This window comes from Nocardioides psychrotolerans, assembly GCF_943371775.1.
GTDB classification, from domain to species: domain Bacteria; phylum Actinomycetota; class Actinomycetes; order Propionibacteriales; family Nocardioidaceae; genus Nocardioides; species Nocardioides psychrotolerans_A.
The window spans coordinates 1-13,433 of record NZ_CALRWD010000002.1 but is presented as its reverse complement, the minus strand read 5'-3'; the positions used below and the strand labels follow the sequence as shown (position 1 = coordinate 13,433).

Sequence of the window (13,433 nt, the reverse complement as noted above, 5' to 3'; positions counted from 1 at the left end):
TCGGCGGGTGGGGTGGGACACATCTGGTTGCCGGGAGCAACGAATCGGGAATATGGTTGCGGAAGTCAACCTTCTGGTCCCCATGAATCGAGCCTCCGTGTCGCAGGTCGTCACCCCGTCCGCATCAGGGCCCACGCCCGGGCCCACCTCGGGCACCGCGTCCACGCCGTCCGCAGGGGCGGCGGGGCAGATGACGCACCGCGAGATCATGGAGGCCCTCAGCGGCCTCCTCCTCGCGATGTTCGTGGCGATGCTCTCCAGCACCGTCGTCACCAACGCCCTGCCGCGGATCATCACCGACCTCGACGGCAGCCAGACCGGCTACACGTGGGTCGTGGTCTCGACGCTGCTCGCCATGACGGCCACCACGCCGATCTGGGGCAAGCTGGCCGACCTCTTCAGCAAGAAGCTGCTGGTCCAGTCGGCCCTGGTGATCTACTCGGTCGGCTCGTTGATCGCGGCCTTCGCCCCCACCATGGGCGTCCTCATCGGCGCCCGCGTCGTCCAGGGCCTCGGGGTCGGCGGCCTCACCGCCCTGGTGCAGGTCGTCATCGCGACGATGGTGAGCCCGCGCGAGCGCGGTCGCTACTCCGGCTACATCGGCGCCGTCTTCGCGCTCGCCACGGTCAGCGGCCCGCTCATCGGCGGCCTGATCGTGGACAGCCCGCTGGGCTGGCGCGGCTGCTTCTTCGTCGGCCTCCCCGTCGCGGCCCTCGCCTTCGTGGTGCTCCAGCGCACGCTGCACCTGCCCGTCGTGCGACGCGACGTCAGCATCGACTACCTCGGCGCCACCCTCATCGTCGCCGGCGTCAGCATCCTGCTCATCTGGGTCTCGCTCGCCGGCCAGCAGTTCGACTGGGTCTCCGCCACCACGGCCGTGATGCTCGTCGGTGGTGCGCTCGTCATCGCCGCCGCGCTCTACGTCGAGGCCCGCGTCGCGGACGACCCGATCATCCCGCTGCGCCTCTTCAAGGACCGTACGACGGCACTCGCCACCGCAGCCTCCGTCATGGTCGGCATCGCGATGTTCGGCGCGACGGTCTACCTGTCGCAGTACTTCCAGCTCGCCCGCGGCATGAGCCCCACCGAGGCCGGCCTGATGTCGATCGCGATGGTCGGCGGGCTGCTGGTCTCCTCGATCGTCACCGGTCGCATCATCACCCGCACGGGGCTGTGGAAGCGCTGGCTCGTGGGCGGCATGGTCCTGGTCATCGTGGGTCTCGCCCTGCTCGGCCAGATCGACGAGAAGACCGACCTGGTCCTGGTCGGCGCCTCCATGGCGCTGGTCGGCCTCGGCACCCATGTCCTCGATGCGGGTGTTGTTCTGCACGGCGAGCACGAGGTTCTGCATCGTCGCGCCGAGGCGCCGCCAGCTCGGTGGTCGCGTTCTTCCGCTCGATGGGCGGCTCGATCGGGGTCTCGGCCCTGGGCGCGCTGCTCGCCTCGCAGGTCGCCTCGAGCGTCCGCGACGGCCTCAGCTCGATGGGCGTGGAGTCCACGTCCCACCAGAGCCACTCGATCCCCGACCTGAGCGCCCTCCCGGCGCCGGTGCGTGCGCTCTACGAGTCGTCGTTCGGTGACGCGGTCGGTCACCTGTTCCTGGTGTCCGCCCCGTTCGCGGCCGTCGCGCTGATCTGCGTGCTGTTCATCAAGGAGGTGCCGCTGCGCACCACCAACTACGTCGCGGCCGAGGACCGCGAGGACACCGACACCGCTACGGTTCAGGCATGAACCGCGCCGACTCCCTGCGCCAGCTCGAGCAGGAGGTCGGCGTCCTGGTGCGACGCGTCAAGCGGGTGATCGGGGTGCGGGCCCGGCTGGTCCACGAGGACCTGCAGCCCTCCTCCTACCTGATGCTCAGCTACCTCGCCGAGCACGGGCCGACCCGCTCCTCGGTGATCGCGGAGATCTTCGCCATCGACAAGGGCGCGATCAGCCGCCAGGTGCAGCACCTCCTCGACCTCGGCCTCGTCGAGAAGTCCCAGGACCCCGAGGACGGTCGCGCGTCGTTGCTCTCGGCGACCGACGATGCCGTGCGCCGGCTGGCCGACGTCACCGCGCACCGTCGCAAGTGGCTCGACGAGCAGCTCGGCGACTGGAGCGCGGACGAGCTCTCCGGCTTCGTCGCGGAGCTCGGCCGCTACAACCAGGCGCTCAGCCAGCCGGAGTGAGCCACACCGCGGTGTCGGCCGGGAGGGCGTCGCCCACCGGACCGCTCGCCGCGACGACGGTCCCGTCCGGCAGGGGTGCCGGTGACGAGCCACAGTTGAGGACGATCGTCAGGTCGCCCCGCACCACGGTCAGCACGTCGCCCGCGACGTCGACGGACACCTCGTCGGGAGCATCGGTCCAGCGCCGCCGCTCCGCGAGCGCGCGTCGGTAGAACTCCAGCGTCGAGTCGTCCACACCCTCCTGCGCCTCGACGGTCAGCGCCGCCCAGCTGTCCGGCTGCGGCAGCCAGGGCTGTCCCGTCCCGGGTCCGAAGCCGTACGGCGGGTGGTCGCCCGCCCAGGGCATCGGCACGCGGCAGCCGTCCCGACCGGGCTTGCCGGTGCGGAACCACGACGGGTCCTGCCGGTCGTCGGGGGCGACGTCGACCTCCTCGAGCCCGAGCTCCTCGCCCTGGTAGAGGTAGGCCGAGCCGGGCAGCCCCAGCGAGACCAGCGTCGCGGCACGGGCTCGCGCCCGGCCGGTCTCGCCGCCGCCGTAGCGGGTCGCGTGGCGGTGCACGTCGTGGTTGCTCAGCACCCAGGTCGGCGCCCCGCCGACGGCCGTCATCGCCGGCAGGGTGGTGGTGACGACCTCGGCGAACGCGTCGGCCGACCACGGCGCCATCACCCAGTCGAAGTTGAAGGCCTGGTGCAGCTCGTCGGAGCGGACGTAGCGCGCGTTGGCCTCGACGGTGGTGGTCCAGGCCTCGGCCACGGCCATGCGGTCGCCGTCGTAGTCGGCGAGCACCGCGTGCCACTGCCGGTAGACGTCGTGCACCTCGGGCTGGTCCCACATCGGCTCGTCGTCCTCGTGACCGCCGACCTCGAAGGTCTCCCCGGCCGTGACGTCGGCGCGCCGCTGGTCACGCAGGCTCGCCTCCTTGAGCAGGCCGTGGGCGACGTCGACGCGGAAGCCGTCGACCGAGCGGTCGAGCCAGAAGCGCAGCACGTCGACGAACATCGCGGCGACCTCGGGGTTGCGCCAGTCGAGGTCGGGCTGGCTGGTGTCGAAGAGGTGGAGGTACCACTGGTCGGTGTCCCCGACCCGGGTCCACGCCGGCCCGCCGAAGACCGACATCCAGTTGTTGGGCGGCTCGCTCGCGCCGTCACCACGGCCGGTGCGGAAGAGGTAGCGCGCCCGCTCGGGGCTGCCCGGCTCCGCCGCCAGGGCGGCCTGGAACCACACGTGGTCGCTGGAGGTGTGGTTGGGGACCAGGTCGACGATCACCTTGAGCCCGAGGTCGTGGGCGGTCGCGACCAGGTCGTCGGCGTCGGCGAGCGAGCCGAAGAGCGGGTCGACGTCGGTGTAGTCGGCGACGTCGTAGCCGTGGTCGTGCTGGGGCGAGCGGTAGAACGGCGTCAGCCACACGGCGTCGACACCGAGGTCGCGCAGGTAGGGCAACCGGGAGGTGATCCCGGGCAGGTCGCCGACCCCGTCGCCGTCGCCGTCGGCGAAGCTGCGGACGTAGACCTGGTAGACGACCGCGTGCCGCCACCACTCGGCGCCGACGGTGCCGGGCGCGCTCATGCGAACGCCGCCGGGTCGATCGCGATCCAGAGGTGCTCGGCGGTGCCGACCACCCGCCCGTCCGCGTCGTAGAGGGTCGCGGCCGTGAAGGTCTTGCGGCCGTCCTGGCCGCGCGAGCTGCCGATCACCACGTGGGGTTCTCCGATCCTCGGTCGTGCGTCGATCCTGGCGGTCATCGAGCCCAGCACCATCAGCCGCTCGCCGAAGTCGGCGCCCCAGGCGCCGACGCAGTCGAGGGCGGCCCAGGTCGCGGGCAGGGAGGCGTGCGCGTCCTCGCCCGCCTCGACGTCCGGGTCCGCCGTGCTGACGTGCGGCGTCCAGGTCGCCGCCGCACGGGTGAAGCCGTCGACGTCGTCGACGCGACCCGGGAAGATCCGCAGGCCGTCACCCTCCTCCCGTGCGGTGCCGCACGCGAAGCAGGTGGCGAAGGGGTGGTGCTCCAGGCCGGGGAAGCGGGCCTCCGCGGCCAGGGCCTCGTCGAGCGCGACCGGCTCCACGGTGGTGAGCGGGCGCTCGTCGACGCGGGCGCGCACGGCTGCCCTGCCGTCGTACGACGCCACGGTCCAGCCGTCGTCCTCGGCCACCGGCATCGGGGTGTCGAGCGGCGGGGGCTGGCGCAGCGAGACGGTCACCGTCGCCCCGAGCGACCCACCGCCGTCGACCAGCGTGGCCAGGGCTCCTGCGGTCCAGCCGCCGTTGCCCGACGAGGGCGGACCGCAGAAGCGGCTCGGCACGATGAGCTCGGTCATCGGATCTCCTCCCAGCGCGCGAGCGCCTCCTTGCGTTCCTCGCCGTGGTCGACGACCGGCGGAGGGTAGCCGACCAGGTCGCGGTCGTCGGGGCTCGGGTCGTGCGGGTCGGGCACGTCGGCGAGCTCGGGCACCCAGCGCCGCACGTAGTCGCCGCGGGGGTCGAACTTCTTGCCCTGGCTGGTCGGGTTGAAGACCCGGAAGTAGGGCGATGCGTCGGTGCCGCTGCCCGCGGTCCACTGCCAGCCGTGCTGGTTGGAGGCCAGGTCGCCGTCGACGAGCCACTCCATGAAGTGCCGCGCGCCGTGCTGCCACTCCAGGTGCAGGTCCTTGACCAGGAAGCTGGCCACGATCATCCGCACCCGGTTGTGCATCCAGCCGGTCGCGCGCAGCTGGCGCATCCCGGCGTCGACGACGGGGAAGCCGGTGCGGCCCTCGCGCCAGGCGTCGAAGGCGCTGCCGGGCTCGTCGTAGCGCATCCGGGCGTAGTCGGGGCGCAGGTAGTCGCGGGCCGTGTGCGGCTGGGCGGCGAGCACGTCGGCGTAGAACTCCCGCCACGCGATCTCCTTGCGGTACGTCGCGGCGCCGGCGCTGCGCAGCGGCGCGAGGTCCGCGAGCATCGTGCGGGGGTGGATCTCGCCCCACTTGAGGTGGACCGACATCCGTGAGGTGCCCTCGACGCCGGGCTTGTCGCGGTCGTCGTCGTAGTCGGCGACGCGGTCGAGGAAGTCGGCCCAGCGATCGTGGGCCGCCCGCTCCCCGGCGGGGGGCAGCTCGACGCCCTCGGGAGCGGTGTCGTCGGGGATCTCGACGGTGTCGCCGACCGTCAGCCAGGTCACGTCCGTGGGGGCGTCGACCGGGCCGCGCCACCCGTGGTCGGCCCAGGCCTTGGAGAACGGTGTGTAGACCTTGTAGGGCGCCCCGCTGCCGTTCGTCACCCGGCCCGGCGCCACGGCGTAGGGGGACCCGGTGCGCACCAGCTCGATCCCGGCCTCGGCCAGGGCGGCCGCGACGCGTTCGTCGCGCTCGCGGCCGTAGGGCCCGAAGTCCGCAGCCACGTGGACCTGCGCGGCCCCGACCTCGCGGGCGGCCTGCACCACGCGTCGTACGGGATCGCCCTCGACCACACACAGCGGCACGTCAGCGGCGAGCGAGCGCAGGGAGGCGCCGAGGTAGGCCCGGCGCACCGCGCCCGCCGGGCCCCAGAGCGCGGGGTCGAGCACGAAGAGCGGGAGGACCTCCCCCTCGTCGACGGCCGCGAGGAGCGCGGGGTTGTCATGGAGGCGGAGGTCGCGGCGGAACCACATCACGGCAGGCATCGGCTCCAGCCTGCCAGGACCGCACCACCGGGAGTAGGCCAGGCGGGCGGAAGCAGGGTCATGCGCAAGAATGGGCGGGTGAGCGACCTGATCGACACCACCGAGATGTACCTCCGGACCATCTACGAGCTGGTCGAGGAGGGCATCGTGCCGTTGCGCGCGCGCATCGCCGAGCGCCTCCACCAGAGCGGGCCGACCGTCTCGCAGACGGTGGCACGCATGGAGCGCGACGGGCTGCTGACCGTCGAGGGCGACCGGCACCTCGAGCTCACCGAGGTCGGCCTCCAGCTCGCCACCCGGGTGATGCGCAAGCACCGGCTCGCCGAGCGGCTGCTCACCGACGTCATCGGGCTCGACTGGGAGCTGGTGCACGAGGAGGCCTGCCGCTGGGAGCACGTGATGTCGGAGACCGTCGAGCGCCGGCTCCTCGAGCTGCTCGACCACCCGACCGAGTCGCCCTACGGCAACCCGATCCCCGGCCTCGAGGAGCTCGGCCAGAGCGCCGTCGGCGAGGACTTCATGGACGGTGTCGAGTCCCTCTCGCAGGCGGCCGGGCCCGAGGAGGTCCGCGTGCTGGTGCGCCGGATCTCCGAGGAGATGCAGAAGGACGAGTCCCTGATGAGCGCCATGCGACGTGTCGGGGCCATCCCCGACAAGACCGTCACGATCATCGCGACGGGCGAGGGCGTCCTCGTCGGCTCGGGCGGCGAGACCGCCGAGATCGCTCCCGACGCGGCCGATCACATCTTCGTCCGACGCCTCTGACGCGTGTTTCCGTCGTGTGACGGACCTCTGACCACGTGGAGGGACTTCGACCCCTCACCATCGACACCCCGGGCAGGTACTTGAGATTTATACCTGTGGGGGTAGACCATTGGTCCTGAGACCGTAACCGCGTCGCACCGTCGCGCGTTCTCAGGGGGAGTGGCCGGGGGGCCTGTCCCAGAGGAGGTAGCACCATGGAGCTGATCGCCGTCCCCATCTACGCCGACGCGCTGGCCAAGTGCGCGTCGGTGGAGGTGCTGCACAGCGAGACGCGGCTGGAGCGCGGGCTCGACCGCGAGGAGTCGGTGATCATCCTCGATGCCGACGGAGGCTTCCACGCCGCGGTCGTCGACGAGGTGGGCTTCACCCTGGAGGACACCACCTACCGCCTGCGCATGGGCGTCCGGCTGCCGGCCGACCTCGCCGCCGAGCGGCTCTCAGGCTCGCCGATGTCGGTGGAGCGCAGCCAGGTCCACGAGGTGGCCGACCTGCTCGGCGAGGTGCGGGGGCAGGTGGCCGACTCCCCCGAGGACCTCAGCCCCGTCCAGATGGTCAGCTGACCGCGACCAGCGCCTCCAGGAAGTCGCTGCACCCGACCTCGAGCTTCACCGTCGCGTGGTCGTCACCTCGGGTCGCGCCCCGGTTGACGATCACCACCGGCACGCCCAGCGTGGTCGCGCGGCGGACGAACCGGAAGCCGGTCATCACGGTCAGGCTGGAGCCGGCGACCAGCAGCGCCCCGTCCGTCCCGGCCAGGGCGTCGACGGCGGCGTAGCAGCGCTCGACGCGCGGCCGCGGGACGTTCTCGCCGAAGAACACCACGTCCGGCTTGAGGACCCCGCCACAGTCGACGCACCCGGGCACCACGAAGCCCGCGGTCTCCTCGAGGTCGACGTCGCCGTCGGGACGGGTCTCGACGAGGGCGTGCTGCTCGTCGAAGCCCGGGTTGAGGGCGGCCAGACGCTCGTGCAACGACCGCCGCGACGTCGTCGCCCGGCAGGTGAGGCACACGACGTCGGCGATCCGGCCGTGCAGCGCCACCAGCCACCGCGACCCGGCGGCCTCGTGCAGCCCGTCGACGTTCTGCGTGATCAGCAGGGTCGGGTCGAGCGCCGTGAGCGCACGGTGGCCGGCGTTGGGCTCGGCGCGCCGCATGCGGCCCCACCCCAGGTGGCTGCGTGCCCAGTAGCGCTGCTGGGCCTCGGGGCCGGAGACGAACTCCTGGTAGGTCATCGGCATGCGCGAGGGGGAGCCCGGGCCGCGGTAGTCGGGGATCCCGGAGTCGGTGGACAGCCCGGCCCCGGTCAACACGACGAGGGGGCGGTCGAGGAGCAGGGCGAGCGCGGCGTCGCGCTCGTCGACGTCGACCGAGGTCCGGGTCACCGCGCGTAGCGGAGGTCGGCGCGGGCCCGGGCCTTCGCCGCCTCGACCTCACGGTCCTTCGGAGGTGCGGTGGTGACCAGGTCGTCGAGCAGGTGCTGGGTGAGGTGCGCGATCTCGCGCACCGCCTGGTCGAAGACGGCCTGGTTGGCCTGCGAGGGCTTGGTGGTCCCGCTGACCTTGCGGACGTACTGCAGCGCGGCTGCCGTGACCTCGTCGCGCGTGGCCGGGGGCTCGAAGTTGTTGAGCGGGCGGATGTTGCGGCACATGGGACGAGACTACGTCGCAGCACGGTGTCGCGAGGTGCCACGATGAGCCCATGGATGACACCTCCCGCGAGTTCGACCTGGTCCTCTTCGGGGCGACCGGCTTCACCGGTGGCCTGACCGCCACCTACCTCGCCGAGCACGGCCCGAGCGGGCTGCGCTGGGCCCTGGTGGGTCGCAGCCAGGAGAAGCTCGAGCGGGTCCGCGCCCACCTCGCGGCCGACCACCCCGAGCTGGCCGACCTGCCGCTGCTCGTGGCTGACGCCGCCGACCCGGCCTCGCTGGCCGAGGTCGCCGGGCGCACCAAGGTCGTCATCACCACCGTCGGTCCCTACCTCACGCACGGCGAGCCGCTCGTCGCCGCGTGCGCGGAGGCCGGCACCGACTATGTCGACCTCACCGGCGAGCCGGAGTTCGTCGACCGGATGTACGTCGCGCACCACGCGACCGCGGTCGCCTCCGGTGCCCGACTGGTGCACGCGTGCGGCTTCGACTCCATCCCTCACGACCTGGGCGCGATGTACACCGTCCAGCAGCTCGCCGCGTCCGGCCCGGTCTCCGTGCGCGGTGTGGTCCGTGCGAGCGGCATGTTCTCCGGCGGCACCTTCCACTCGGCCATGACCGCGATGTCGCGGCCGAAGCAGATGAAGGAGGCCTCCACCGCTCGTCGTCGGGTCGAGCCCAAGCCGGCCGACGGTCGCTCCTCGCGCGCGGTCGGCGGCAAGCCCCACCGCGACAAGCAGCTCGGCTTCTGGCTGCTCCCGATGCCGACGATCGACCCGTTCGTCGTCCAGCGCTCGGGGGCCGCCCTGGCGGCGTACGGCCCGAAGTTCCGCTACTCCCACTTCGCCGGCACCAAGACGCTGCACTACGCCGCGGGCGGAGCCGCCGGGGTCGGCGCCATCGCGTTGGCCGCGCAGGTCAAGCCGCTGCGCAACCTGATGCTCGGTCGGATCAAGCAGGGGGAGGGCCCTGACGCGTCCAAGCGCGAGAAGTCGTGGTTCACCGTCGACTTCATCGGCGAGGGCGACGGACGCACGATCCACACGCGCGTCTCCGGGGGCGACCCGGGCTACGGCGAAACCGCCAAGATGCTCGCCGAGTCGGCGTTGTGCCTGGCCTTCGACGACAACCCGGCCACCGCCGGCCAGGTCACCACCGCCCAGGCGATGGGCGACAACCTGCTCGCCCGCCTGCACGCCCAGGGCATCACGTTCGAGGCGCTGGCCTGAGTCAGGCCTCGCGTGCCCCCGGCACGGTGAGGGCGGCGAAGAACGTCGTGATCGGCACGGCGAGCACGAGGCCGATGCTGCTGGTGAGCGAGCGCACGATCTCCTCGGCGATCTCCTCGGTGCCGATCAGGTCGGTCATCGGCCGGTCGTAGAGCTGGAGCACGAGCAGCAGCGTGAGCGCGGTCCCGGCGTAGGCGAACACGATCGTGTAGATCGTCGAGGCGATGTGGTCGCGCCCGATGCGCATGCCGCTGGTGAAGATCTCGGTGCGGCTCATCGTCGGCGAGGCGGCGCGCAGCTCCCAGACCGCCGACGACTGGGTGATGGTGACGTCGTTGAGCACGCCGAGCCCGGCGATGATCACGGCGGCCGTCAGCAGGCCCTGGAAGTTGATCTCGCCGGCGAAGGTCGTGAGGAAGCCGCCGCTCTCGTCGGCGATGCCGGACAGGTGCGTCGAGCGCACCGCCCACCACCCGACCGCGGCGGTGATCGCGAGGCCGGCCAGGGTCCCGGCGAGCGCGGTGCTGGTGCGGACCGAGAAGCCGTGGGTCGTGTAGAGGACGACGTACATGATCGCGGTCGCCGCGACCAGGGCCACGGGGATGCCCGGCTCGCCGGTGAGCAGCGCCGGGACCGCGAAGCCGAGCACCACGACGCTGGCGAACGCCAGGCCGAGCAGCGCCATCAGGCCGCGCAGGCGGGCGATCCCGAGCACCACGACGACGAACGCGATGGTCAGGATCCACAGCGGGCTCGAGCGCTCGGTGCCGAAGTAGCCGAACTGGCCCTCGCCCTCCTGCGGCTGACGGACCAGCTCGATGCGGTCGCCGGGGTCGAGGCCGGAGTCGCTGATCTGAGGGGGCACGTCGACGAGCACCTGGGTGCCCTCGCTCGCGCCCTCGTCGACGATCGCCCGGATCCGCCCGCACCCGGCCTCGGCGGGGTTCTCGTCGGCTGCGCACGCGCGCTGCACCTCGCGCACCACCGCCTCGGGGAAGGTCACGCCCTCCGCCGCGAAGCCCACCGAGCCCTGGAGCTCGTCCTTGGCGTCGCCGTCGGGCCACAGCAGCGCCAGCCCCACGAGCGTGACGACCGCGACGAGGGCCAGGGCGGTCAGCAGCACCAGGCGCGGCGTCCGGTCCACCTCGAAGTCGTCCTCGCCGCCCGCGCGGTGGGAATGGCCGTGTCCGTGCCCCATGGGTCTCCTGGCGTCGTCCTGCGGTGTGCCCCAGGCAAGAGTCGAACTTGCGACCTTTCGCTTAGGAGGCGGCTGCTCTATCCACTGAGCTACTGGGGCTTGGGGGTCATTTTGTCAGCCCGGTGCCGCCCTGACGAATGCGGCCCCGCGCACCGCCGGTTTGGCCTTACCGGCGGGTCAGGGCGACTATTTGAGTTGACCGTCACGATGTACAGGTGCGCCCACGTCCCCGCCCCGAAGGGTGATGCATGTCCGACGCTGAGTCGAACCCCGCTGAGCAGCGTGCTGCTGAGCAGGTCTCGCCCGCCACGACCAGGGGGCGACGCCGTGGCAAGGCGCCGCGGACCCACGTCGTGGGCAAGGTGCTCCTCAGCACGCTGATCGTCCTGGGGATGGTCACCGGCCTCTCGGTGGTCTTCATCTACCGCCACCTCAACGACAACCTCACGGTGCTCGACGTCTCGAGCCAGCTCGAGAACCGCCCCGAGAAGCAGGACCAGGCCTCCGACGTGCCGCAGGAGCCGCTCAACATCCTGGTGATGGGCTCCGACAGCCGCGAGGGCGAGGGCAACAACATCGACGGGCTCACCGGCGACGGCGCCCGCTCGGACACCACGATCCTGATGCACCTCTCGGCCGACCGGAAGCAGGCCTACGGCGTCAGCATCCCGCGCGACTCCCTGGTGACCCGTCCCGACTGCAAGACCGAGGACGGCGAGACCATCCCGGGCGGCGAGAACGAGCAGTGGAACACCGCCTTCGCGCTGGGCGGCCCCGCGTGCACGATCCAGCAGTTCGAGCAGCTGACCGGGGTCTTCGTGGACCACTTCGTCGTCGTCGACTTCTCCGGCTTCCGCGACATGGTCGACGCCATCGACGGCGTCGAGGTCTGCATCCCCGAGGACATCGAGGACCCCGAGCACGGCATCAACATCCCGGCCGGCACCCGCGAGGTGCGCGGCAAGGAGGCCCTCAACTACGTCCGGGCCCGCTACACGCTCGGCGACGGCTCCGACATCGGCCGCATCGCCCGCCAGCAGGCGTTCATCGCCGCCATGGCCAACAAGGTCGTCTCCGGGGGCACCCTGGCCCGCTTCGACCGGTTGGTGGGCTTCCTCAACGCCGCCACCAAGTCGCTCATCGTCGACCCCGGGCTGGAGAACGTCTTCAAGATCGGCAAGGCCGGCCTGGGCTTCAAGAACATCGGCCTCGACAACATCAAGTTCGTCACCGTGCCGTTCGAGTACGACACCCGCGAGGGCTTCGAGGGGCGCGTCGTGTGGCTCCCCGAGGCCGACGACGTGTGGCAGAAGGTCGTCGACGACGAGCCGCTCAGCCGCCGCCTCAGCTCGGGTGCGATCAACGCCGGCGAGCTGCCCGGCTCCGGCTCACCCAGCGGTGGGGCGTCCCCGAGCGACGGTGCGTCTCCCAGCGAGCCCGACGAGGACGTGGCCGCGGCCCGCGAGGCCGCCGGGCTGTGCGCCTGATGGCTGAGCAGGTTGAGCAGCCGGGGCGCGACACGAACCCGGCGGAGTCCGCCTGGGAGCGCAGGAAGCGGCTCGCGGAGATCTTCGGCGACGCCCTGCCCGACACCACGAGCGACGAGCGCGACCCCGGGTCGGCGCCGCGTGAGGACGCCTCCGAGGCGTGGCTCAAGGCGCAGGTGCCGCCCCACCACGGGTGAGACGGCACCATCGGTGATCCGGTGGGTCAGACCTGCGGGCGGTTGGCCAGCAGGTCGCGGATCTCCTGGAGCAGTCGGACGTCCTCGGGGGTGCCCGGCTCCGGGCTGGGGAAGAACTTCTCCTTGGCCTTCACGTAGGGCGTGACGACGAAGAAGTAGACGACCGCGGCCAGGATCAGGAACGCCACCATCGCGGTCAGGAACGGGCCGATCAGCACGTCGCCGGGAGCGAAGGTGTCGAAGTTGGGCTCCTTGCCGCCGCTGACCTTGGCGATGGCCGACATCAGCATGCCGGTGAAGGCGGTGACGACCGCGGTGAAGGCGGTGCCGATGATGACCGCGACGGCCAGGTCGATCAGGTTGCCGCGGAGGATGAAGTTCTTGAACCCGGACATGTGCCGCTCCTAGAGATGGGACGAGGGATGGATCTCGAGGCGCGCGGCCTCGGGTCTCCGCGAAACTAGCCCGTGCTCCAGGTGAATGTCACGAAGGAGCGCACGGACGCCGCTGCGATGGGACCGACGTCACCCTCGCCCAGCCCGACGACCACGAGGCTGCCCGGCAGTCCCGTTGCACCAGCCGCCGGCGAGGAACGGGGCAGGGCCAGCACGGGCACCGCGGCGGCGACGACCTCGCTGGTGCCGCGCTGCGGGTCGGCCGCGACCAGGTCGATCAGGTCACCGACCTGCAGCAGGTCGGCCATCGCGGCGTCGGGGAGCCGCACCGGCGCCGCGACGAGGTCGGAGCGGCCGGCGACCAGGGTGGGCCCCACCAGGCGCACGTCGGTCAGCGGCTCGCCGGCGCGCACCGGTCCCGCGAGCACCCGCCCCAGAGGGTCGTCGACGACCTCGGACGGGACGGCACCGGGCGGCAGGTCCACCGACGTGAGGTCACCGGGCGCGAGCACGGTGCCGGCGGCGAGGTCGTGGGCCGCCACGACGACCCCGGTCGTCGGCTCGGGCGGTGCGGCGACCGCGTGCAGGCCGGCTGCCACCGCCACGGCGGTGAGTGCCGAGGCCAGCAGCCGACGACGGCGCAGGACGGCTCGTCGTGTGGCGAGGGCGACACGGCGGACGCGGGTCAGGGAGTCCATCCCCCGACG

The 13,433-nt window shown here is 72.0% G+C and carries 16 protein-coding genes and 1 tRNA gene; 8 read left to right on the top strand and 9 right to left on the bottom strand.

Annotation, left to right across the window (positions count from 1 at the left end):
- Positions 1 to 82: 82 nt before the first annotated feature.
- The 3 genes from AAG827_RS00885 to AAG827_RS00875 are packed head-to-tail and all read left to right on the top strand — an operon-like array spanning position 83 to position 2,171.
- A complete protein-coding gene (locus tag AAG827_RS00885) occupies positions 83 to 1,531 on the top strand; it encodes an MFS transporter (RefSeq protein ID WP_341923881.1) in 1,449 nt (482 codons plus the stop codon).
- Positions 1,489 to 1,731 (top strand): hypothetical protein, encoded by a 243-nt coding sequence (locus AAG827_RS00880; protein ID WP_341923880.1) that lies wholly within the window; start codon positions 1,489 to 1,491, stop codon positions 1,729 to 1,731. The genes AAG827_RS00885 and AAG827_RS00880 overlap by 43 nt, the downstream gene beginning before the upstream one ends.
- Positions 1,728 to 2,171 (top strand): MarR family transcriptional regulator, encoded by a 444-nt coding sequence (locus AAG827_RS00875; RefSeq protein ID WP_341923879.1) that lies wholly within the window; start codon positions 1,728 to 1,730, stop codon positions 2,169 to 2,171. Before AAG827_RS00880 ends, AAG827_RS00875 begins: the two co-directional genes overlap by 4 nt.
- On the opposite strand, the gene AAG827_RS00870 is transcribed toward AAG827_RS00875, so the two are convergent.
- The 3 genes from AAG827_RS00870 to AAG827_RS00860 are packed head-to-tail and all read right to left on the bottom strand — an operon-like array spanning position 2,155 to position 5,806.
- A complete protein-coding gene (locus AAG827_RS00870) occupies positions 2,155 to 3,738 on the bottom strand; it encodes a glycoside hydrolase family 13 protein (protein ID WP_341923878.1) in 1,584 nt (527 codons plus the stop codon). The genes AAG827_RS00875 and AAG827_RS00870 overlap by 17 nt on opposite strands.
- Complete coding sequence (locus AAG827_RS00865; protein ID WP_341923876.1) at positions 3,735 to 4,487, bottom strand: hypothetical protein; 753 nt, start codon at positions 4,485 to 4,487, stop codon at positions 3,735 to 3,737. The genes AAG827_RS00870 and AAG827_RS00865 overlap by 4 nt, the downstream gene beginning before the upstream one ends.
- A complete protein-coding gene (locus tag AAG827_RS00860; protein ID WP_341923875.1) occupies positions 4,484 to 5,806 on the bottom strand; it encodes a deoxyribodipyrimidine photo-lyase in 1,323 nt (440 codons plus the stop codon). The genes AAG827_RS00865 and AAG827_RS00860 overlap by 4 nt, the downstream gene beginning before the upstream one ends.
- Positions 5,807 to 5,884: 78 nt before the next feature.
- On the opposite strand from AAG827_RS00860, the gene AAG827_RS00855 reads away from it, so the two are divergent.
- Together AAG827_RS00855 and AAG827_RS00850 are read left to right on the top strand one after the other, a co-directional pair.
- Positions 5,885 to 6,571 carry a metal-dependent transcriptional regulator gene (locus AAG827_RS00855; protein WP_341923874.1) on the top strand — a complete coding sequence of 229 codons (687 nt, stop codon included), beginning with the start codon at positions 5,885 to 5,887 and terminating at the stop codon, positions 6,569 to 6,571.
- Positions 6,572 to 6,765: 194 nt separating this feature from the next.
- Positions 6,766 to 7,131 (top strand): hypothetical protein, encoded by a 366-nt coding sequence (locus AAG827_RS00850; RefSeq protein WP_341923873.1) that lies wholly within the window; start codon positions 6,766 to 6,768, stop codon positions 7,129 to 7,131.
- On the opposite strand, the gene AAG827_RS00845 is transcribed toward AAG827_RS00850, so the two are convergent.
- Both AAG827_RS00845 and AAG827_RS00840 read right to left on the bottom strand, forming a co-directional pair.
- Positions 7,124 to 7,954, bottom strand: a complete 831-nt coding sequence (locus AAG827_RS00845; RefSeq protein ID WP_341923871.1) for a Sir2 family NAD-dependent protein deacetylase — start codon at positions 7,952 to 7,954, stop codon at positions 7,124 to 7,126. The two genes, AAG827_RS00850 and AAG827_RS00845, sit on opposite strands and share 8 nt — an antisense overlap.
- Complete coding sequence (locus AAG827_RS00840) at positions 7,951 to 8,220, bottom strand: DUF2277 domain-containing protein (protein ID WP_341923869.1); 270 nt, start codon at positions 8,218 to 8,220, stop codon at positions 7,951 to 7,953. Before AAG827_RS00840 ends, AAG827_RS00845 begins: the two co-directional genes overlap by 4 nt.
- Positions 8,221 to 8,270: 50 nt before the next feature.
- Here AAG827_RS00840 and AAG827_RS00835 point away from each other — a divergent pair, with 50 nt between their 5' ends.
- Positions 8,271 to 9,449: a saccharopine dehydrogenase NADP-binding domain-containing protein gene (locus AAG827_RS00835; protein ID WP_341923868.1), complete on the top strand. Its 1,179-nt coding sequence runs from the start codon at positions 8,271 to 8,273 to the stop codon at positions 9,447 to 9,449.
- A 1-nt stretch (position 9,450) separates the two neighbouring features.
- On the opposite strand, the gene AAG827_RS00830 is transcribed toward AAG827_RS00835, so the two are convergent.
- Together AAG827_RS00830 and AAG827_RS00825 are read right to left on the bottom strand one after the other, a co-directional pair.
- Positions 9,451 to 10,647, bottom strand: a complete 1,197-nt coding sequence (locus tag AAG827_RS00830) for a YibE/F family protein (RefSeq protein ID WP_341923867.1) — start codon at positions 10,645 to 10,647, stop codon at positions 9,451 to 9,453.
- A gap of 26 nt (positions 10,648 to 10,673) precedes the next feature.
- A tRNA-Arg gene (locus AAG827_RS00825) sits at positions 10,674 to 10,746 on the bottom strand.
- Positions 10,747 to 10,895: 149 nt separating this feature from the next.
- Here AAG827_RS00825 and AAG827_RS00820 point away from each other — a divergent pair.
- Positions 10,896 to 12,134: an LCP family protein gene (locus AAG827_RS00820; RefSeq protein WP_341923866.1), complete on the top strand. Its 1,239-nt coding sequence runs from the start codon at positions 10,896 to 10,898 to the stop codon at positions 12,132 to 12,134.
- A complete protein-coding gene (locus tag AAG827_RS00815; protein ID WP_341923865.1) occupies positions 12,134 to 12,331 on the top strand; it encodes a hypothetical protein in 198 nt (65 codons plus the stop codon). Before AAG827_RS00820 ends, AAG827_RS00815 begins: the two co-directional genes overlap by 1 nt.
- 26 nt (positions 12,332 to 12,357) lie before the next feature.
- Here the strand turns inward: AAG827_RS00815 and AAG827_RS00810 are convergent, their stop codons facing one another.
- Positions 12,358 to 12,726: an MscL family protein gene (locus AAG827_RS00810; RefSeq protein ID WP_341923864.1), complete on the bottom strand. Its 369-nt coding sequence runs from the start codon at positions 12,724 to 12,726 to the stop codon at positions 12,358 to 12,360.
- 65 nt (positions 12,727 to 12,791) lie between these two features.
- A partial coding sequence (locus tag AAG827_RS00805) for an SAF domain-containing protein (RefSeq protein WP_341923863.1) occupies positions 12,792 to 13,433 on the bottom strand: 642 nt, incomplete at its 5' end.

What these genes read in the sequence shown, in the direction of transcription:
- AAG827_RS00830 (WP_341923867.1), bottom strand. Translation starts at nt 10,647, where the DNA reads ATGGGGCACGGACACGGCCATTCCCACCGCGCGGGCGGCGAGGACGAC.
- AAG827_RS00885 (WP_341923881.1), top strand. Translation starts at nt 83, where the DNA reads ATGAATCGAGCCTCCGTGTCGCAGGTCGTCACCCCGTCCGCATCAGGG.
- AAG827_RS00820 (WP_341923866.1), top strand. Translation starts at nt 10,896, where the DNA reads ATGTCCGACGCTGAGTCGAACCCCGCTGAGCAGCGTGCTGCTGAGCAG.
- AAG827_RS00840 (WP_341923869.1), bottom strand. Translation starts at nt 8,220, where the DNA reads ATGTGCCGCAACATCCGCCCGCTCAACAACTTCGAGCCCCCGGCCACG.
- AAG827_RS00850 (WP_341923873.1), top strand. Translation starts at nt 6,766, where the DNA reads ATGGAGCTGATCGCCGTCCCCATCTACGCCGACGCGCTGGCCAAGTGC.
- AAG827_RS00875 (WP_341923879.1), top strand. Translation starts at nt 1,728, where the DNA reads ATGAACCGCGCCGACTCCCTGCGCCAGCTCGAGCAGGAGGTCGGCGTC.
- AAG827_RS00860 (WP_341923875.1), bottom strand. Translation starts at nt 5,806, where the DNA reads ATGCCTGCCGTGATGTGGTTCCGCCGCGACCTCCGCCTCCATGACAAC.
- AAG827_RS00835 (WP_341923868.1), top strand. Translation starts at nt 8,271, where the DNA reads ATGGATGACACCTCCCGCGAGTTCGACCTGGTCCTCTTCGGGGCGACC.
- AAG827_RS00815 (WP_341923865.1), top strand. Translation starts at nt 12,134, where the DNA reads ATGGCTGAGCAGGTTGAGCAGCCGGGGCGCGACACGAACCCGGCGGAG.
- AAG827_RS00810 (WP_341923864.1), bottom strand. Translation starts at nt 12,726, where the DNA reads ATGTCCGGGTTCAAGAACTTCATCCTCCGCGGCAACCTGATCGACCTG.
- AAG827_RS00865 (WP_341923876.1), bottom strand. Translation starts at nt 4,487, where the DNA reads ATGACCGAGCTCATCGTGCCGAGCCGCTTCTGCGGTCCGCCCTCGTCG.
- AAG827_RS00870 (WP_341923878.1), bottom strand. Translation starts at nt 3,738, where the DNA reads ATGAGCGCGCCCGGCACCGTCGGCGCCGAGTGGTGGCGGCACGCGGTC.